Source organism: Streptomyces sp. NBC_00569 (assembly GCF_036345255.1).
In the GTDB taxonomy this organism is placed as follows: domain Bacteria; phylum Actinomycetota; class Actinomycetes; order Streptomycetales; family Streptomycetaceae; genus Streptomyces.
Window position 1 is genome coordinate 536,770 of sequence record NZ_CP107783.1, and the last position, 17,839, is coordinate 554,608.

The 17,839-nt window shown below is 70.1% G+C and carries 20 protein-coding genes and 1 pseudogene; 11 read left to right on the top strand and 10 right to left on the bottom strand.

The genetic code is table 11. From position 1 onward, the window contains the following. Positions 1-234: 234 nt before the first annotated feature. Positions 235-465, bottom strand: a pseudogene (locus tag OHO83_RS02490) (iron chelate uptake ABC transporter family permease subunit); the annotation flags it as partial. Between the two features lie 347 nt (positions 466-812). Between OHO83_RS02490 and OHO83_RS02495 the strand changes: the two are divergent. Continuing rightward, on the top strand, positions 813-1,340 hold the full coding sequence (locus OHO83_RS02495; protein WP_266679372.1) for a hypothetical protein: 528 nt from the start codon (positions 813-815) through the stop codon (positions 1,338-1,340). Between the two features lie 155 nt (positions 1,341-1,495). Here the strand turns inward: OHO83_RS02495 and OHO83_RS02500 are convergent, their stop codons facing one another. Next, positions 1,496-2,008, bottom strand: coding sequence for a MaoC family dehydratase (locus tag OHO83_RS02500; protein WP_330278533.1), 513 nt, complete (start codon positions 2,006-2,008; stop codon positions 1,496-1,498). A gap of 270 nt (positions 2,009-2,278) precedes the next feature. Here OHO83_RS02500 and OHO83_RS02505 point away from each other — a divergent pair, with 270 nt between their 5' ends. Then, positions 2,279-3,478 (top strand): acetyl-CoA C-acyltransferase, encoded by a 1,200-nt coding sequence (locus OHO83_RS02505; protein WP_266679368.1) that lies wholly within the window; start codon positions 2,279-2,281, stop codon positions 3,476-3,478. A 112-nt stretch (positions 3,479-3,590) separates the two neighbouring features. On the opposite strand, the gene OHO83_RS02510 is transcribed toward OHO83_RS02505, so the two are convergent. From OHO83_RS02510 to OHO83_RS02535, 6 genes are all read right to left on the bottom strand, one after another. Then, positions 3,591-3,908: a putative quinol monooxygenase gene (locus OHO83_RS02510; protein WP_330278534.1), complete on the bottom strand. Its 318-nt coding sequence runs from the start codon at positions 3,906-3,908 to the stop codon at positions 3,591-3,593. 50 nt (positions 3,909-3,958) lie between these two features. Continuing rightward, on the bottom strand, positions 3,959-5,008 hold the full coding sequence (locus OHO83_RS02515; protein WP_266679366.1) for a phosphotransferase family protein: 1,050 nt from the start codon (positions 5,006-5,008) through the stop codon (positions 3,959-3,961). 150 nt (positions 5,009-5,158) lie between these two features. Further along, a complete protein-coding gene (locus OHO83_RS02520; protein WP_266679364.1) occupies positions 5,159-5,971 on the bottom strand; it encodes an SDR family oxidoreductase in 813 nt (270 codons plus the stop codon). Positions 5,972-6,088: 117 nt separating this feature from the next. Further along, positions 6,089-6,961 carry an SCO6745 family protein gene (locus OHO83_RS02525; protein WP_330278535.1) on the bottom strand — a complete coding sequence of 291 codons (873 nt, stop codon included), beginning with the start codon at positions 6,959-6,961 and terminating at the stop codon, positions 6,089-6,091. Beyond that, entirely contained in the window at positions 6,958-8,550 is a 1,593-nt protein-coding gene (locus tag OHO83_RS02530; RefSeq protein ID WP_330278536.1) for a long-chain-fatty-acid--CoA ligase, read from the bottom strand. The genes OHO83_RS02525 and OHO83_RS02530 overlap by 4 nt, the downstream gene beginning before the upstream one ends. A gap of 19 nt (positions 8,551-8,569) precedes the next feature. Next, a complete protein-coding gene (locus OHO83_RS02535) occupies positions 8,570-9,328 on the bottom strand; it encodes an enoyl-CoA hydratase-related protein (protein ID WP_330278537.1) in 759 nt (252 codons plus the stop codon). Positions 9,329-9,528: 200 nt separating this feature from the next. Between OHO83_RS02535 and OHO83_RS02540 the strand changes: the two genes are divergently transcribed. After that, positions 9,529-10,470: an alpha/beta fold hydrolase gene (locus OHO83_RS02540; RefSeq protein ID WP_330278538.1), complete on the top strand. Its 942-nt coding sequence runs from the start codon at positions 9,529-9,531 to the stop codon at positions 10,468-10,470. A 55-nt stretch (positions 10,471-10,525) separates the two neighbouring features. Continuing rightward, positions 10,526-11,182, top strand: a complete 657-nt coding sequence (locus OHO83_RS02545) for a TetR/AcrR family transcriptional regulator (protein WP_330278539.1) — start codon at positions 10,526-10,528, stop codon at positions 11,180-11,182. A gap of 34 nt (positions 11,183-11,216) precedes the next feature. Here the strand turns inward: OHO83_RS02545 and OHO83_RS02550 are convergent, their stop codons facing one another. Beyond that, positions 11,217-12,416, bottom strand: a complete 1,200-nt coding sequence (locus OHO83_RS02550; protein ID WP_330278540.1) for a cysteine desulfurase-like protein — start codon at positions 12,414-12,416, stop codon at positions 11,217-11,219. A 343-nt stretch (positions 12,417-12,759) separates the two neighbouring features. Next, positions 12,760-13,128, bottom strand: coding sequence for a DUF6479 family protein (locus OHO83_RS02555; protein WP_266679354.1), 369 nt, complete (start codon positions 13,126-13,128; stop codon positions 12,760-12,762). 240 nt (positions 13,129-13,368) lie between these two features. On the opposite strand from OHO83_RS02555, the gene OHO83_RS02560 reads away from it, so the two are divergent. From OHO83_RS02560 to OHO83_RS02590, 7 genes are all read left to right on the top strand, one after another. Then, on the top strand, positions 13,369-13,884 hold the full coding sequence (locus OHO83_RS02560) for a MarR family winged helix-turn-helix transcriptional regulator (protein ID WP_330278541.1): 516 nt from the start codon (positions 13,369-13,371) through the stop codon (positions 13,882-13,884). Further along, a complete protein-coding gene (locus tag OHO83_RS02565; protein WP_330278542.1) occupies positions 13,881-14,726 on the top strand; it encodes an ABC transporter ATP-binding protein in 846 nt (281 codons plus the stop codon). The genes OHO83_RS02560 and OHO83_RS02565 overlap by 4 nt, the downstream gene beginning before the upstream one ends. Then, entirely contained in the window at positions 14,686-15,537 is an 852-nt protein-coding gene (locus tag OHO83_RS02570; RefSeq protein WP_330278543.1) for an ABC transporter permease, read from the top strand. Before OHO83_RS02565 ends, OHO83_RS02570 begins: the two co-directional genes overlap by 41 nt. A gap of 86 nt (positions 15,538-15,623) precedes the next feature. Further along, a complete protein-coding gene (locus OHO83_RS02575) occupies positions 15,624-15,842 on the top strand; it encodes a hypothetical protein (RefSeq protein WP_266679348.1) in 219 nt (72 codons plus the stop codon). 154 nt (positions 15,843-15,996) lie between these two features. Next, on the top strand, positions 15,997-16,914 hold the full coding sequence (locus OHO83_RS02580) for an LLM class F420-dependent oxidoreductase (RefSeq protein WP_329431839.1): 918 nt from the start codon (positions 15,997-15,999) through the stop codon (positions 16,912-16,914). Next, on the top strand, positions 16,911-17,246 hold the full coding sequence (locus OHO83_RS02585; RefSeq protein WP_330278544.1) for a hypothetical protein: 336 nt from the start codon (positions 16,911-16,913) through the stop codon (positions 17,244-17,246). Before OHO83_RS02580 ends, OHO83_RS02585 begins: the two co-directional genes overlap by 4 nt. Continuing rightward, positions 17,243-17,839 (top strand): Dabb family protein, encoded by a 597-nt coding sequence (locus tag OHO83_RS02590; protein WP_330278545.1) that lies wholly within the window; start codon positions 17,243-17,245, stop codon positions 17,837-17,839. The genes OHO83_RS02585 and OHO83_RS02590 overlap by 4 nt, the downstream gene beginning before the upstream one ends.

Sequence of the window (17,839 nt, forward strand, 5' to 3'; positions counted from 1 at the left end):
CGTGCCGCACTGCCGAAAGCGGGCACCGTGCCACCCGGCCGTCGGCGGTTCCGGCAGAGGAAGCCGCGGGGAGTGCCCGTGCGGGGAGATCCGTTCGGGCATTTCTCCGCTCACGGCGCCGGCACGCAGGCGGATCCCGGCGCTCATCGAACACCTCACGACCGGCCGACGCGCACAACTCAACTTTCTCGCCGCCGAGTTGTCCGCGCCGACCGGTATCCGCGCAACGCCCGTCTACCAGTCCCCCTTCGACCTCCACAGCAGCCAGGCGAAGTAGGGGGCGCCGATCACAGCCGTGACGACACCCACGGGAATCTGGGCCGGCGCGATGACCGTGCGGCCGACCGTGTCGGCGACGACCACCAGCAGGGATCCCAGCAGAGCGGCCACGGGAAGCACCCGCCCGTGACGCTGGCCCACCAACGCCCGTGCGGCGTGCGGCGCGACGAGTCCGACGAAGCCGATCGGGAGGTGCAGTGCGGCCTCGTGCACGACATCGGCGTCGTCGTAGGCAACCGTGAGGCCCGCAGCGACAAGCCCGGCGGCGGCATCGGTAGCCCCGGTGGGAATGTCAGGGTCGGCCACGGCGGGACGACGCGGTGGGGTGTCTTCTCGGTCGAGTGGAGTCACGATCACGAAGAAGGTTAGCCTAACCTAGCCATCATGGAAACCGGCCCCGCCCGACTTCACGGCCCGCGCCCACAGGGCCGTGACGTGGGAACTCCCGTTCCGCACCACGCGTTACGGTGGACGACCTGATCGTTCGAGAAGTGACACGGCGGCCACGCCGTCGTGGGGGGAAGTGAGCAACCATGGCCATGGTGGGCTTGTTCTGGATCGCCGAAGGCGATGTGTACGTGGGCGCGAAGCCGTCCGGCCTGGCTCCTGGGGTACGCCTGACCCCCGAGGGCGTGGTGGGCCTCGGCGACAGACAGTCCGGCCTCCACCTGTGGGAGGACGTGACCGCCCTGACGGTGGCGGACGTCCCCGTGAAGTCCCTGATGCGGCGGGTCGGCGTGGTCAAGGACCTTGCCCTGAGCGCGGTGACGGAGCTGGCGCTGCCCGTGAGCTCCGGACGCCTCGACGACGCCCCGCCGCTGATGACCGTGCACGTCGAATCAGGGGGCGGCGAGCACGAGTTGGCGGCCTACGTCGCCGCGGCCGTCGGCTACTCCCAGGCCGAGGTCGACCTCTCCCTCGCCGCGCTGTCCCGCCTCACGCAGGGCGCCGCGACGATGGAGACGACGCTGGCGGCGATGTCGGCGTGGGGTCGCGCGTGGGAGGGCGGGTCGCCCAGGAGCGGAGAGCGGGAGGCGCTGTTGCGGGAGTGGGCGGCCTAGAGTCTCCGACTCGTACCGCACGCAGGCATAGTTGGCCGGCCGGCCGCCGCTCGTCGGCGTCCGGCCGGTGATCCCTCCCTTACGCAGTCACATACGGCATACCGCTTCGGCGCAGCTGGACCGGACGGCTCGGTTGCCGCGCTCCCGCTCGGCGCTCACACGGTCGCCCCCTGCTCCGTACCCTCGCCCCGCGTGTGCTCGGTGAAGCGGCCGATCGACTCGGCGACGACGATCGGTTTGTCGATGCCGTCCGCCTCGATGGTCATCTGCGTCACGACGTTGACCTGGCCGGGCTTCACCACGTCGACCGACAGGAACGTCCCGCGCATCCGGATGCGCGAGTTGACCGGCAGCGGATGGATGAACCGGACCTTGTTGTAACCGTAGTTGTGGCTGTGGGCGAATCCGTCGAACGCCATCAGCTCCTCCATGAAGCGCGGACCGCGCGACAGGCTGTACAGGCCGTGCGCGATGGTCGACCCGAACGGGCTCCGCGCCGCACGCTCGGGGTCGACATGGATCCACTGGTGATCGCCGGTGAGGTCGGCGAAGGCGTCGATCCGTTCCTGTGTCACGGTGTGCCACTGGGTCGGGCCGATCTCGGTGCCGATGAGGTTCACCAGATCTTCGACGGTCGTCGGGCGCAGCTGTGCCGCGGTCTCGGTCATGGCAGCTCCTGGAATCCGGGGACGCCGACGACGGTATTCGAAGATGAATCCGGCTTCAATATCTGGTCCGGATCACTTCACTCCTTGACGTCACCCGCCGCAGACGGCACGCTCGGTAGGACTTGAATCCGACGTCAATACCGACATGGGCACCTCCACAGACTCACGGGACCGCACCACTCGTCCGTAGGCACAGCCCTCAGCGCCGTTCCCCCGCACTGCGGTCACCCACCCTCATGTCGCACGGCTCAACAGACACCTGGAGCACCCTTGAGGCAAGCCGTCATCGTTTCGACCGCCCGCACCCCCATCGCCAAGGCCTACCGCGGCGCCTACAACGACACTCAGCCGCAGGAACTCACGGCCCATGTGCTCGCGGCTGCCGCCGAGCGCGCCGGCCTGGAGGGCGGCGAGATCGAGGACGTGGTCATCGGCGTCGCCGCACAGCAGGGCGCCAGCGGTTTCAACCTGGCACGGCAGGCGATTCTGCGTGCCGGGATACCCGACTCCGTGCCCGGCATGACGATCGACCGGCAGTGCTCGTCGGGGCTCATGGCCATCGCCACGGCGGCGAAGCAGATCGTCCACGACGGCATGCAGATCGCCGTGGGCGGTGGCGCGGAGTCCATCTCGCTCGTACAGAACGAACACGCCAACTCCTATCGCGCGCAGGACCCTTGGCTCACCGAGCACCGCCCGGACCTCTACTTCCCGATGCTCAGGACCGCCGAGATCGTCGCGGAGCGGTACGGAATCAGCCGTGAGCGGCAGGACGCGTTCGCGCTGCTGTCCCAGACGCGGACGGCCGCCGCGCAGGAGGCGGGCCGGTTCGACGCGGAGATCGTGCCACTGGACACGACCCAGCTCGTACAGGACAAGGCGACCGGCGAGGTGCGCCGGGAGCAGGTCACGCTCACCGCCGACGAGGGCAATCGGCCCGGCACGACCCTTGACGGTCTCGGCACGTTGAAGGCGGTACTGCCGGACGGCGCCGCGGGACCGGTCTCGACGGTGACGGCCGGCAATTCGTCCCAGCTCTCGGACGGGGCGTCGGCTTCGGTCCTGATGGAGGCCGCGGAGGCCGAGCGGCGCGGGCTCGAGCCGCTCGGGGCGTACCGCGGCATGGCCGTGGCCGGGTGCGGGCCCGAGGAGATGGGCATCGGGCCCGTGTTCGCGATCCCCAAGCTCCTCAAGGAGCACGGGCTTTCGGTCGACGACATCGGCCTGTGGGAACTCAACGAGGCGTTCGCCTCCCAGGCGGTGCACTGCCGGGACGCGCTCGGCATCGATCCCGACCGGTGCAATGTCGACGGTGGCGCGATCGCGGTCGGCCATCCGTACGGCATGACCGGGGCTCGCCTGGTCGGCCACGCGCTCGTGGAGGGACGGCGGCGCGGTGTCCGCCATGTGGTGATCACCATGTGCATCGGCGGCGGGATGGGGGCCGCCGGGCTCTTCGAGGTGCTCTGACGGGCCCGAGCCCGACCGGTTCTGAACGGCTCCGGTGCCCGTGCCGCCTGCCACGGGCACCGGAGCCGTCAGCACGTGCGGACCACTGCGCGGCCGGCACGATCGCGCGTGTCTACAGCGCGCCCTTCTCCGCGTCTCCTGCCGCGAGCGCGTCGAAGACGGCCACATCCGCCGGCCCCTCCAGCGCGTCCTTCAGCGCGCGTCCGATCCCCGCGAGCGCGGCGCCCTTGCCGTGAGTGTGGAGCGCTTCCTTGGACTCCCACTTCTCGACCATGACGAAGTGGCCGGTGGTGCCGGTCTTGCGGTGCAGGGCCCAGCGGGCACACCCCAGCTCCGCGTGCACATCGGCCGCGGCGTCTCGCAGTGTCTTCTCGACGAGTTCCTCCTGACCGGGCTTGGCGATCATGGTGGCGATGACGACATATGACATGGGGTGCGTCTCCTTGAGTCGGGCGAGGGGCCGGCGGGCATGGCGCCGTGTCAGAGGCCGTAGTGGGTGGCCAGTGCCCAGGCCTGGTCGACCATCTGGTCGATGTAGGCGGTGCTGGGCGGGCCGCCCTGCGCGGCGTTGCGTGGCTCGTCGAGAGCACGACGTAGTACGCCTTCGCCGATGACCGCCACCTTCCACACGGCGAGCACGTGCCAGAAGGCGAGCTCCGGCCCGATGTCGCGGCCGCTCGATCCGGCATAGCTCTCGACGAGTTCGTCGCGTCGGGCGAAGCCGTCCAGTGCCGTGACGCCGAGGGCGGGGCGATCCGCCGGGACTTCGCCGGGCTCGGGCCAGTAGGCGAGCAGGGTGCCCAGGTCGGCCATCGGATCGCCGAGCGTCGACAGCTCCCAGTCGAGCGCGGCACGCACGGTGCCGGTGTCCGGCGAGCAGATCACGTTGCGGACGTGCAGGTCTCCGTGCACCAGGACGAGGCTCTGCCGCTCGGGAACGCGTCGGCGCAGCAGCTCGGTGAGCCGGTCGAGGGCGGGCAGGTCGCGGGTGCGGCTCTGTTCCCACTGCCGGGACCACCGTTTCAACTGCCTTTCGGCGTACGGCCGGTGGCTGGCGAGGTCGTGCAGGCCGGTCTTCTCCAGGTCCACCGCGTGGATCGCGGCGAGGGTCCGTGTCAGCGACGGCCCCACACCCGCACGTACCGGAGTGGGCAGGGCCTCGGCCACGTCCGGGCCGTCGAGCACGATCCCCTCGACGTGCTCCATCACCAGATGGTGCACGCCGTCGTCGTCACACAGGCCGACCACGGCGGGTACGGGGACCTGGGTGCCGGTGAGTGCCGCCAGGATGCGGTGTTCACGCCCGATGTCGTGGGCGGTGGGAAGCAGGGTGCCGAGCGGCGGACGGCGGACCACCCAGCAGTTGCCGTCGGCATCGTCGACACGGTAGGTGAGGTTGCTCTGACCGAGGCCGATGCGCCGGGCGGTGAGTGGACCGGTCACGCGCTCGCCCCGCTCGCCCAGCCACCGGGCTAGCGCGCCGAGGTCGGTGCCCGCCGGCGCCCCGGCGCGGGCGTCGGCGGACCTCATACGGCGACCGGGCCGTGGGACAGCTCGAACACGAATCCTCCAACGGTCATGTCTCTTACGGTTTCACCGACGGCCGCCCGGCGCGAGGTCCACGCGAGATCCGCTCTCCTCAGGCACGGGCGGTGCGCGGCAACGATGTGCTGCGTGCGGTCACTTCACCGCATCCTGATAGCGCCGCATGCCGCGCAGCCACCGGTCGTAGTCGCTGCCCTTGTGGCGGTAGAAGTCGAGTACCTGCGGGTGCGGAAGGACGAGGAACCGTTCATCGCCGACCGCCTCCATCACGTGGTCGGCGACGTCGAGCGGCCGCAGCAGCTCGCCGGAGTCCAACACGGCGCGTGCCGCTGCTCGTTCGACCGGATCGTCCGACCGGGTGCCGGACATGAGCAGCTCGGTCTCGACCCCTTGCGGGCACAGGCAGCTCACCCGCACCCCACTGTCCCCGTACGTCACCGAGAGCCACTCGGCGAACGCCACCGCGCCGTGCTTGCTGACGGAGTACGTCGCGGAGCCGATCTGTGTGAGCAGCCCGGCGGCCGAGGCCGTACTGAAGAAGTAGCCGGCGCCGCGCTCGACCCAGCGTGGCACCAGCAGCTTCGCGGCACGCACGTGCGCCATCACATTGACGTCGAGCGACCGGCTCCACTCCTCCTCGCTCGCGTCGAGCCCCGCGCCACCGCCGACACCGGCGTTCGCGAAGTACAGGTCGACCGGTCCGAACCGCTCCTCGGCCGCATCGACGATCCGCTCCAGATCCGCCGTCGACGCGGCATTGCCCGCCACTCCCCCGACCCGCTCGCCGTGCGATCCGGCCAGCAGCTTGACCGTCGCCTCCAGGCGATCGGCGTCGAGGTCGGTCAGCAGAACGCCTTGAGCGCCGTGTTCCAGGAGGCGCTGGGCGATGGCGGCACCGATGCCGCCCGCCGCTCCCGTGACGATCGCGACTTTCCCGTTGATCTGCACGAACTCTCCCGTTCAGTTGCTGGACCCGGCACTTCTCAGGCTCCTGCACCGTAGATGAATCCGGCGTCACCTTCAATGGCCGTCGCCACGCGCGGCCCGACCTGCTCGGAGCGCACCTCAGCCCTTCAGTCGCGCCGCGGCCCATGGCATCAACTCCGTTGCCAGGGACCGGCTCCAGGGCCGCACCAGGTCACGCAGCTCGGCGCAGCCGTCCCGTCCCAGGGCGGTGTAGGGCGCGGCGGCCAACCGGTCCGTGACCTCCTCCACAGCCGATCGCCGCTCCTTCCCCTCCGCGGTGAGCGTCGGCTCGGGCCCGCTCGTGAGCCACCCTCGCGTACGCAGCCCCTCCACCGCCCCGGTCCATTCAGCTGTCGACCAGGAGCGCGTCGTCCGCAGGGCCTCGGCCCCCACCGGCCCGGCCGCGGCATGCGTGACCAGCGCCTCGATGCCGCTCAGCCCGGCGTCCAGAAGCGCCGTCACATGGCCGTCTCCCCGGAATTCGCGCAGCAGTGTCTGGGCGTGCCACAGCACCAGATGCGGCTCGTCGGGCCAGGGCAGTGCGGCGTGCGCGGCGAACAGGGGTCGGCCGTGCAGGTGCGCCGACGTGGATTCCGCGGCCCGCCGGCCCAGCTCCGCAGCCCGCCGAAGCTCGTCCGACGCGAGAACCCCGGCCCCGAGGATTCTGCGCAGCGTCGCGTCGATGCCGGTCAGCCGTGCGGCGAGGAATTTCTCGGGCGGTGCGGTCCGCCAGGCGGCGGGAAGCGCTGACCGTACGGCCTTCGGGTTGAAGTTGTAGAAGGTGGCGATCACGACGTCCGGTGCGACCGGGCCCAGGGCCGCCGCACGGGAGGCGAAGTATCCGGGCCCGCCGTCCACTCCCAGAGCCGCGTAGGCGGCGTGTGCCTCGGGCGAGAAGTAGACCGCGCCGTGGTAGGGCTCGAGCGTCTGCCAGGTCTCGCGGGCGTAGGCCGGCGCGTGTGTCGTCGTCATGCGTGTGTCCCGTCACTGGTTCGAGGCGTTCCAGGAGGCGCGGTCGCCCGGTCCCGCCGTGTCGGCTCCGGCGCTTGCGCCGTGCCCGCGTCCGTCTTCAGCAGGGCCGGATCGATGGCGCGCTTGAGGATCTTCCCGGTCGCACCCTTCGGCAGCTCGTCCACGACGGCGACCAGATGGGGCACCTTGTAGGCGGAGAGGCGCTCCTTGGCCCAGGCGCGCAGTTCGGTCGCGCCGAGGCGGGCGCCGGGCCGTATCGCGATGACGGCCGCGACCTCTTCGCCGTAGAACTCGTCGGGGACTCCTATGACGGCCGCTTCGACGATGTCGGGGTGTTCGTACAGGACCTCCTCGACCTCGCGTGGATAGACGTTGTAGCCACCGCGGATGACGAGATCCTTCTTGCGGTCGACGATGCGCAGGTCCCCGTCGTCGTCCGTGGCCCCGAGGTCGCCGGTGCGCAGCCACCCGTCGCGCAGGGCCTCGGCGGTGGCATCGGGCCGGTTCCAGTAGCCCTTCATCACGACGGGGCCCTTGATGTGCACCTCGCCGACCTGGCCGGGCGGCAGTTCATGACCGTCGTCGTCCCGTACGGAGATGGCGCAGCCGGGCAGGGCCCGTCCCACGTGTCCCGGCTTCGCCGGTCGGCCCACGAGGTGGCAGGTGGCGGCGCCGGTGGTCTCGGTGAGGCCGTATCCCTCGACGATGGTGCAGCCGAACCGCTCCTCGAAGGCGCGCATCACCTCCACCGGCAGTGAGGCGCCGCCGGAGGACGCGAGGCGCAGGCCGGTGAAGTCGGCACCTGTGTCGTCGGCGGTGCGCAGAAGGGCGTTCCACATGGTGGGTACGCCCGCGATGAAGGTGGGGTGGTCGCGGCGGATCACGGCCAGCATGGTCGACGGGTGGAAGCGCTCGAGGAGGGTGAGGCTGCCGCCGGCGCGCATCGTGGTGGCCATCACGCATGCCTGGCCGAAAACGTGGAACAGGGGCAGGCCGGTCACGGCGCAGTCGTCGGCGGTGATGGAGTGCACGTCGCAGAAGACCGCCGCGCAGGCATTGAGATTGCCGTGGGTGAGCTGGGCTCCTTTGGGCCGGCCCGTGGTGCCGGAGGTGTAGAGGAGAGCCGCTGTGTCGTCGCCCTCGCGCGGGTGCGGATCGGGGATCGCGGGGGCTTCGGTCGGCCCCGTTTCGGTGAGACCGGGGCGCAACTCCCAGTACGGCAGGGACAGTTCGTCCGCTGCCTGCTGGGGCGCCGGGGTGATCGCGTGCCAGCCCAGCACGAGCGACACCTCGGCATCGCCCGCTATGTACGCCAACTCCCTGTGCGGGGCCATGGTGTTGGCGGTGACGGCGATGGCTCCGGCGGCGAGGATCCCGTAGTAGGCGAAGGCGAACTCGGGCACGGAGGGCGCGACGAGCAGGACTCTGTCGCCGGGGCCCACTCCCTGCTCCCTCAGGCGGCCCGCGACGGCGGCGGCGCGCTCGCGCAGCCGGCCGTAGGTCCATTCCTCGCCCTCCTCCCCACGAAGGGCGACGCGGTCGGGCGTCGACGCGGCATGGTTCCAGACTGGTGCGGCAGCGTTGGTCATGCGGGGCGGCCTTCCGTGCTCACTTGGGGTCGAGGGGGCGGAACGCGGGCGCGCGGCCCTCCAGATAGCTGGCGACGCCCTCGGTGGCGTCGGGCCGGCGGAAGGCCTCCGGCATGAGCGCGTCCGCCGCGTCGGCGGCCGTGACGAAGTCGGTGTCGAGCGCTTCGATCACCTGCCGCTTCATGATGCTCATGGATACGGGTGAGGACCACGTGGCCAGTTCGGTGGCGTAGTCGACCGCGGCGTCCAGGAGCCGGTCCGCCTCGACGACCTTGTTGACCAGACCCATCTCGTGGGCCTCCGTACCGCGCACCACCCGCGCGGAGAGCAGCAGGTCCATGGCCCGGCTCTGGCCGATGAGGCGTGGCAGCAGCCAGGCGATGCCGTACTCGGCGATCAGGCCGCGGCGCGCGAACGCCGTCGTGAACTTGGCGTCGGGTGTGCTCAAGCGGATGTCGCAGTAAAGGGCCTCGACGAGGCCGAGTCCGGCCGCGGCCCCGTTGACGGCCGCGATGAGCGGCTTGCGCAGTGTCAGCGGGAACCATCGCGGGCGCTCCCTCTTCGGCACCGGGCCATCCATCGACTCAGCCGTCGCACCGGCCTGCCGCAGGTCGTCCATGTCGGCCCCCGCGCAGAAACCGCGGCCCGCTCCGGTCAGGACGATCGCCCGCACGCCGGGGTCCGCCTCGGCTTCGTCGAGCAGTTCGAAGTAGCGTGCTTCCAGCTCGTCGGTCCAGGCGTTGAGACGGTCCGGGCGGTTGAGCGTCAGTACGAGCACGGGCCCGTGTCGTTCCGACAGAACTGTCGACCGGGCTGTTCGGATACTTACGGTCACCGTCGTGGTCTCCTCTTCGGCCGGCCCTGACCTGCCTCATGTATATTTGAACCCAACGTCAAGTTCAACACCTACAACACGCCCCTTACCGGCGTGAGTTCCTTGCGCCGGCGCAGCATGCGAACGACAGGAGCCCTGAGCACATGACGACACACATGCCGATCACCGACTGGGAACGCGTCGCGGCGCGGGATGTCACGACCAACGGCATCTCCCTGCGCGTCTTCGAGCACGGCGAGGGACGGCCGGACAGGCCCCCCGTGGTCCTGTGCCACGGCTTTCCCGAGCTGGCCTTCTCCTGGCGGCACCAGGTCCTCGCGCTCGCCGAGGCGGGATATCGCGTCCTGGTTCCCGACATGCGCGGATACGGCGGCAGCTCGCGCCCCGGCGATGTCGACGCGTACGACATCCTGACGCTCTGCGCCGACCTGGCCGGGCTCCTCGACGACGTCGGCGCGGACGACGCCGTCTTCGTCGGGCACGACTGGGGCGCCTCCGTGGTGTGGAACATGGCCGTGATCCACCCCGCGCGGGTACGCGCGGTGGTCGGCATGAGCGTGCCGGCGACGCCGCGCGCCCCGGCCCCGCCGCTGCCCATTCTGCGCTCACGCAACGGCGACGACTTCTACATCGTGTGGTTCCAGGAGCCGGGCGTCGCCGACCGGGCACTGAGCCAGAACGTCCGCAGGACCCTCGTCACGAGGGAGATCTACTCGGCCGAGTGGGCCGCGAGGCCCGACGAGCAGCTGCCGCCCCCGCGATGGCTGGGCGACGAGGAACTCACCTACTACGTCAAGACGTTCGAGGAGACCGGCTTCACCGGCGGCCTCAACTACTACCGCAACCTCGATCGCAACTGGACGCTGACCGAGCACCTGGACGGCCGCCTCATCGCACAGCCGTCGCTGTTCGTCACCGGGTCGAAGGACCCCGTCGGGAAGTTCATGCCCGCGCACGGACTCGACCGGGTGCTCACCGACCTGCGCGGACACGTCGTCCTGGACGGCGCCGGCCACTGGATCCAGCAGGAGCGGCCCGAGGAAGTGAACGCCGCGCTTCTCGAGTTCCTCTCCACCCTCGGCTGATACCATCCGCTGCCACCGGTGAAGTACGTGATCGAACGAGAGTGGACGGACCTCAGTGGCTGCCCAGGCCCCGGCCGCAGACGGCGGCCAGAAACAACCCATCACGCCACGCAGCGCGCGCGGTGTCAGGACACGCAACGCGCTGATCACCGCCGCCCGCGAGGTGTTCGAACGCGACGGATATCTGGACGCCCGGATCACGGACATCTCCAAGGCGGCCCACGTCGCCTCCGGGTCCTTCTACACGTACTTCAACAGCAAGGAAGAGATCTTCCAGGCGCTCGTCGAGCAGGTGCAGGAGGAGATGCTCCACCCGCACCTGCGCGAGCGCACCGGGATCACCGACACCCGGCAGCTCATCGACGCGTCGAACCGCGAGTACCTGCGTGCGTACAAGAAGAACGCGCGCCTCATGGCACTGTTCGAGCAAGTGGCCCAGATCGACGAGAAGTTCATGGCACTGCGCATCGAGCGCGGCAACGCCTTCGCGCGCCGTAACGCCAAGCTGATCCAGGCGCTGCAGGAGAACGGCGAAGCCGACACGAGCCTGGATCCCCTGGTCACGGCGCACGCCCTGTCCGTCATGGTGAGCCGCATGGCCTACATGGTGTTCGTGTTGGGCCAGCGCATCCCGTTCGAGCGACTCGTCACGACGCTCAACAAGATCTGGGAGAACGGCCTCCAGCTCACGGCCTCCGAACCGGAGAGCTGACGGCTCCGGGGCCACCACCTGCGGGACGACCGGATCAGAGGAAAGAGGACAGCCCGTCGAGGAACCTGTCCACGTCCTCGGCGGAGTTGTACGGCGCCAGACCCACTCGCAGGGCGGGGTTCTCCCACTTCAGGGCGGAGAAGGTCTCGTAGGCGTAGAACGAACCGGCGGGGGCCAGGACGTCGCGGGCGGCCAGATGGACCTGGGCCTCGCGGGCGTCACGGCCTTCGACGGTCATCAGGAGGGTCGGGGTGCGGTCGGCCGCCTTCGAGTGCAGGGTGACGGCGTCGCCCAGTGCGCGCAGCCCCGTCTCCAGCCTCGTACGCAGCGCCTTCTCGTGCTCGTGGAGGGAGCCCAGCGAATGTGCGAGCCGCTCCCTGCGTGTGGCCTCCGTGCCCGGGTCCATCGCCGCGAGGAAGTCCACGGCGGCGGTGGCCCCCGCCAGCATTTCGTAGGGCAGCGTGCCGAACTCGAAGCGCTCCGGCACCGTGTCGGGGGAAGGCGCGAGCTTGTCGGGGTGGACGGTCTCGAGGAGCTCGGGAGCCGCCGCGAGCACGCCGCAGTGCGGTCCGAGGAACTTGTACGGGGAGCAGACGAAGAAGTCCGCGCCCAGCGCGGGCACGTCGACCAGGTGGTGGGCGGCGTAGTGCACCCCGTCCACGTACACCAGAGCGCCGACCTCGTGCGCCCGGTCGGCGATGTGGCGCAGGGGCGGCTTGGTGCCGAGTACGTTCGAGGCCGCCGTGACCGCGACAAGCCGTGTCCGGGGCGACAGCGCCCGCTCGAACGAATCGAGGTCGAGCTCCATGCTCTCGCTGTCGATCTCGATCCAGCGGACCGTCACTCCGGCGCGCTCGGCGGCCTGGACCCATGGGCGCACGTTGGAGTCGTGATCCAGGCGACTGACGACGATCTCGTCCCTCGCCTTCCATCCCTTGGCGAGGTGACGGGAGAAGTCGTACGTCAGCTGAGTGGCGCTGCGCCCGTGGACGACACCCTCGGCAGGCACGTTGAGCAGGTCGGCGTAGGCGTCCCGGAAGTCCGTCACGGCGCGCTCGGCGTTGAGCTCGGAGCGGCTGACAAGCCCCCGGTTGGACAGAGGGCCGGTCATCGTCGCGACGATGGCATCGGCGACAGGACGCGGGGTCTGCGTCCCGCCGGGACCGTCGAAGAAGGCAAGGCCGTGGTCCAGGGACGGGAAATGGGCCCGGAGAGCGTTCAGGTCGATGGCCAAGGCCTCGGCTTTCTGAAGATTTTCTGGAGACGGGGAATGTCATGACAGACCAGCTGCACCGGTCGGCGGCGCACGGGAGGGCGCGTCCAACCGCTGGTGGGGTCACTCTGGCACCGGCAGCCGCACACGTAAAGCGATGCAGGACTCGTGCGACGGGCCGGCCCGAACACACCCGCGCGGCAGCGGTCCGCCTGACGCGCGGGACCAGTTACGGCGCCACGGCGGGCCGAGGAGCCGCCGTGGCGCCGTAATCGAAGGAGGTGACCGCAGCGTGCGGCCTGCCTAGGAAGCCGTCAACGCGCGGCTATGCACAAGCGACTGCTACGGACGATGCCGGCACACCTCACGTATGCCCCGGACCGCCACTGCCGAACGAGCCGCTCGATCCCGGGGACCATGTCGGGGGCTTCTGATTCTTGCTGAGCTTGCCGCCGCCATGGTGGAGTTCGTACGGCATGAGCCGCTCGCTCTCGTCCTTGGCCACTGGGACCTCATCCGGCTCCCGCATCTCCCGGATCTCGTGGACTGCCCCGCCTGCGGGCAGACGGGGCTGCTCATCGGGCCTGGGTGGCCTGAGCTCCAGCCTGCGCACTCGCATGCCGATCTGGACGGCCCACACCAGCGCTCCCGCGATGAAGCCGCCGGCGATGAAAGCGGAGACAGCGGCGACCACCGTGTTCGCCGCGGCTATTTCGAGGTAAGCCGAGTTCATGATCGCCGAGCACCCCCTGCTCCTGACCTGTTCTCCGGCGCGCGCCACACCACCGGATCGCCTCGGGTCACGCCAGATGACGACGCTGGGAATCGTGCGCGAAAGGTGCGTCCTGCGCGTACCCGTTCCTTTCGTCTCGATTATCCGTCGACACAGCGGTGAAATCGAGCCGAGCCCGGTCGGACCGTCGAGGTGCCGACCGGGCTGTAATTAGCTCGTACACAGAGCTAAAGTTATTTCATGGCCACGGATGAGCTGGCGGATTCCTTCGCCGACGTACTCGCCGCCGTGCAACGCCTGTCCCGGCGCAGGCTTCGGCACGGCCTGAGCGCGCCCCCGTTGCGCGGTGCCCAGATAGAGCTGCTGCGCCTGGTGGTCGCCCGGCCCGGAATCGGTGTGTCGGCCGCCGCGCGAGACCTGCGGCTCGCCGGGAACTCGGTGTCCACGCTCGTCAATCAGCTGGTCAAGGCCGGCCTTCTGCGCCGTGAGACGGACCCCTCGGACCGCAGGTCGGCGCTGCTGTACGCGACCCCGGCCGCCGCGGCCCGGCTGAGCGATTGGCAGGTCCGCCGGGGCACATTGATGCGGGAGCAACTGGCGGTGCTCGACCCGGCCGACCGGGCCGCGCTCGCCGCGGCGCTGCCGGCCCTGCGCAAGCTCGCCGACAACCTGCACGAGGACCGCATGCCCGTCATCCGCACAGAAGGCGAAACGACCTACGCAGTTCAGGAAGAACCGGGAGGCGCACTGGCATGAGCGAGGACCCCGCGGTCTGCTGCCGCGGACTGGAGTACGCGTTCGGCGAGACCCGGGCCGTGGACGGCCTCGATCTCACGGTCGGGCCGGGCGAGGTCTTCGGGCTGCTCGGCCCCAACGGCGCCGGCAAGACCACCGCGATCCGCTGCATCACCACGCTTCTGCCGGTGTCACGCGGCCGCGTATCCGTGTTCGGGCACGACGCGGCGACCGAGCGGATGGCGGTCCGCAGGCTGCTCGGATACGTGCCGCAACAGCTGTCCGCCGACTCCGGCCTGACCGGGCGGGAGAACGTGACGCTGTTCGCCCGCGTCTTCGACGTCTCCCGGCGCGAACGGGCCCGCCGGGTGGCCCAGGCACTCGCCGCGGTCGACCTCACGGACGTCGCGGACCGGCTCGCCAAGACCTACTCGGGCGGCATGGTGCGACGGCTGGAACTCGCCCAGGCACTGGTGAGCGCCCCCCGCCTGCTGATCCTCGACGAACCCACCATCGGCCTCGACCCGATCGCCCGGACGAGCGTGTGGGAGCACATCAACGCGGTCCGCCGCGCCACGGGCATGACCGTCCTGGTCACGACCCACTACATGGACGAGGCCGACCAGTACTGCGACCGGGTCGCGCTCATGCACCGCGGGCGCGTGCGCGCGCTCGGTACCTCCGACGGGCTCCGCCGCGATCTGCACGAGCAGCGTGGGCACGCCGGATCCGATGAGCCCTGGCCGACCTTGGAGGACGTCTTCCGTGACGTCGCCGGCCGCGGGCTCGGCAGTGATGGTGACGAAGGTGGTGACTTCCGCGATGTCCGCAGCACCCGCCGCACCGCGTCAAGGCTCGGCTGACCCGGCCGAGTTCGATCTGCTCGTCACCCCGCCCACGGCCCGTACCGGATGGCGCGTGGCGCCCGCCCGCGTCGTCGCCCTGTGCGCCGTCGAACTCCAAAAGCTCCGGCACGACCGTTCCGAGTTGTACACCCGAGCGGTCCAACCTGCCCTGTGGCTGCTGGTGTTCGGCGAGACCTTCACCCGGATCAAGGCGATCCCGACCCACGGCATTCCCTATATCGACTACCTCGCGCCGGGCATCATCGCCCAGTCCGCGATGTTCATCGCCATCTTCTACGGCATCATGATCATCTGGGAGCGGGACGCCGGCATTCTGACCAAGCTCCTCGTCACGCCCACCCCGCGCGCGGCACTCATCACGGGCAAGGCCTTCGCCGCCGGGGTCAAGGCACTGATCCAGGCCGTCGTCGTGATCGTCATCGCGGCACTCCTCGGCGTCGCCCTGACCTGGAACCCGCTGCGCCTTCTCGGCGTGGCCGTCGCGGTGGTGCTCGGCTCGGCGTTCTTCTCCTGCCTGTCGATGACCATCGCCGGCATCGTCCTCACCCGGGACCGCCTGATGGGCATCGGTCAGGCCATCACCATGCCGCTCTTCTTCGCGTCCAACGCCCTCTACCCGGTCGCGCTCATGCCGGGCTGGCTCCAGGCGATCAGCCGGGTCAACCCGCTCACCTATCAAGTCGACGCGCTGCGCGGCCTGTTGCTGGGCACACCGTCACATCTGCCCCTGGACTACGCCGTACTCGCGGTGGCCGCCGCGCTCGGCATCGTGGCCGCCTCCTCGCTGCTGCCCCGGCTGGCCAGGTAGTCCGACGGCGGCGCCCGCGCGGGGACCGGGCCGTGCGGGCCGGTACCCGGCGGGCGGAATCGATGCTTGCGCCGTAACGTCGAAATATGTCTGTGAATCTCGTAGTGCTTGGCAAGGCGGGGCAGACCTCGGAGCACGAAGGCGAGGTGCTGCACTTCGTCGACGACAAGGAAGGCCAGTTCTCGTACTCGATCGACGCCGGCGCGCTGCTCGTATGGAAGGCAGATCCCACTGCCACGAGGGTCGAGGTGGCCTACGCCCCCCACGCGTGGATCAAGGCCAGCGGGACACGCAAGGACAGTTGACCAGCGGGCCGACCCGGATGTGGTGAGCGCACGTCCGGGCTCTCGGCGCGCCCCGGCCTCTTGGCGTCCACTCCCTTCCGCACGCCACCTATTCCTGATAGGAACACTCCTAACAGGCATAGCGGCAACGGTGCTGAAGTGAGGGAACCCTGGCATGCTCCGACTTGGAATGATGGCGCCGTTCACCGACGGCCTGATCACCTCGGGTGGCTTCCTCCGCGACCTCGCGGGCACGCTCGAAGAGTGCGGCGTCGAGTCACTGTGGACGGTCGAGCACGTCGCCGTCGCCGAACGGTACGAACCGCTCTATCCGTACTCCAACGACGGCCGAATACCGGGCAGTTCGGGCGCGGTACCCATGCCCGACCCACTGGAGACCATCGCCTTCCTCGCCGGAGCGTCGAGCTCCCTGCGGTTCGGTACGGCGATGGTCGTCGCCCCACTGCACAGCCCGGTGGTCCTGGCCAAACGCGCCGCGACGATCGACCGGCACTCCGACGGGCGGCTGATGCTGGGCCTCGGCATCGGCTGGCAGAAGGAGGAGTACGCCGCCGTCGGCGTGCCCTACAAGGATCGGGGACGGCGGCTCGAGGAGTGTGTCGGCGCGATGCGCGCGCTGTGGGGCAGCGGCCCCGCCTCGTACCAGGGGCGGCACGTCTCCTTCGACGGTCTGCACTCGCTGCCGCGCCCTGCCGGCGGGGCCGTGCCCGTGGTACTGGGCGGGAACAGCGATCCCGCCGTCCGCCGCGCGGGCCGGATCGGCGACGGCTGGTTCCCCTACACGATCACTCCCGAGGACTTCGCGCGCCAGGCCGGTCTGCTGCGCGAGGCCGCGCGCGGGGAGGGCCGGCCGCAGGACGCCGTGGAGATCACGGTGTGGCCGGGCTCCTGCGACCGTGAGCGGGCCGGGGATCCCTCATGGGTACGGGGCTTCGTCGACGCGGGCGCGACGCGCCTTGTCATCGCTCCGCATATCCGCGGCTCGGACGGCCTTTCGGGCCCACGGGGTCTGGACGCCTTGCGGGAACAGATCGACCGCTACCGGGCCGAGGTACTGGAGAAGCTGTCATGAGCGGGGTCCAGGTACTCGACGTCGTCCTCCTCGCGGGCGATGACGTCGACGAGTGGCTGCGCCGCTGGCGCGCGGAGTATCTGCCGGGTGCCGTGGACCGGGGCATGGCCGAGGAGCGTCTCTGGCGCGCCTGGACGGGGCCGGACACAGTGGCGGTCCGGATCCTGTGGTCACTGCCGGACAGCGGTGCGTTCTTCGCCGCGCGCGCCGCGGCCGGCGCCGACCCTCGGGTCGCGGCGTTCTGGGCGTACACGGACGAGATCGCGAAGGACCGCGATCGTCATGTGCTGGAGCCGGTGACCGATGTCCGCGAGGAGGTGGCGTCGTCATGACCCGCTGGGTGACTCTGTTGCCGGACGACGACACCGACGCGTACACCAAGGCCGCCGCGGGGCCCGGCGTCCTCGGCGGCTCCGCGGCGGCGGATCTGCCAGGCAGTTTCGGCGGCACCGGCGCCACATGGGACGTGACAGCGAAGCGGACGCCGGCCGCCATCGCCTCTGAGGCCGGGCTGCCGGAGCCCCTCGACACGGTCGCTCTCGCGCCGGTGCGCGGGGCGTACGTGCCCCTGCGCGGCCCGCGCGTGAAACGCACCCTGCTGCTCGCGGTGCGCCCCGGCACACCCGGCGCTCTCGTCGGGCAGTTGGAAGCGGATCTCATGGCGATGCCCGAGCACATCTCCACCATCCGCTCCTGGTCTCTGAGCAGGGTGGACCAGACGCTCACGCCCTCCCGATGGACCCACGTCTGGGAGCAGGAGTACGCGGACGTGCAGGGGTTGACCGGCGAGTATCTCGGTCACCCCTTCCACTGGACGTGCGTGGACCGGTGGTTCGACGGCGAGATTCCGGGCGCCGGGATCGTGGAGCCTCGCCTGGTCCACGTCTTCCGCTGGAGCCGGGAGCCGGTCCTGACCTCCCGCTGA

What these genes read in the sequence shown, in the direction of transcription:
- OHO83_RS02495 (WP_266679372.1), top strand. Translation starts at nt 813, where the DNA reads ATGGCCATGGTGGGCTTGTTCTGGATCGCCGAAGGCGATGTGTACGTG.
- OHO83_RS02500 (WP_330278533.1), bottom strand. Translation starts at nt 2,008, where the DNA reads ATGACCGAGACCGCGGCACAGCTGCGCCCGACGACCGTCGAAGATCTG.
- OHO83_RS02510 (WP_330278534.1), bottom strand. Translation starts at nt 3,908, where the DNA reads ATGTCATATGTCGTCATCGCCACCATGATCGCCAAGCCCGGTCAGGAG.
- OHO83_RS02515 (WP_266679366.1), bottom strand. Translation starts at nt 5,008, where the DNA reads ATGAGGTCCGCCGACGCCCGCGCCGGGGCGCCGGCGGGCACCGACCTC.
- OHO83_RS02525 (WP_330278535.1), bottom strand. Translation starts at nt 6,961, where the DNA reads ATGACGACGACACACGCGCCGGCCTACGCCCGCGAGACCTGGCAGACG.
- OHO83_RS02530 (WP_330278536.1), bottom strand. Translation starts at nt 8,550, where the DNA reads ATGACCAACGCTGCCGCACCAGTCTGGAACCATGCCGCGTCGACGCCC.
- OHO83_RS02540 (WP_330278538.1), top strand. Translation starts at nt 9,529, where the DNA reads ATGACGACACACATGCCGATCACCGACTGGGAACGCGTCGCGGCGCGG.
- OHO83_RS02555 (WP_266679354.1), bottom strand. Translation starts at nt 13,128, where the DNA reads ATGAACTCGGCTTACCTCGAAATAGCCGCGGCGAACACGGTGGTCGCC.
- OHO83_RS02560 (WP_330278541.1), top strand. Translation starts at nt 13,369, where the DNA reads ATGGCCACGGATGAGCTGGCGGATTCCTTCGCCGACGTACTCGCCGCC.
- OHO83_RS02565 (WP_330278542.1), top strand. Translation starts at nt 13,881, where the DNA reads ATGAGCGAGGACCCCGCGGTCTGCTGCCGCGGACTGGAGTACGCGTTC.
- OHO83_RS02570 (WP_330278543.1), top strand. Translation starts at nt 14,686, where the DNA reads ATGTCCGCAGCACCCGCCGCACCGCGTCAAGGCTCGGCTGACCCGGCC.
- OHO83_RS02575 (WP_266679348.1), top strand. Translation starts at nt 15,624, where the DNA reads ATGTCTGTGAATCTCGTAGTGCTTGGCAAGGCGGGGCAGACCTCGGAG.
- OHO83_RS02580 (WP_329431839.1), top strand. Translation starts at nt 15,997, where the DNA reads ATGCTCCGACTTGGAATGATGGCGCCGTTCACCGACGGCCTGATCACC.
- OHO83_RS02585 (WP_330278544.1), top strand. Translation starts at nt 16,911, where the DNA reads ATGAGCGGGGTCCAGGTACTCGACGTCGTCCTCCTCGCGGGCGATGAC.
- OHO83_RS02590 (WP_330278545.1), top strand. Translation starts at nt 17,243, where the DNA reads ATGACCCGCTGGGTGACTCTGTTGCCGGACGACGACACCGACGCGTAC.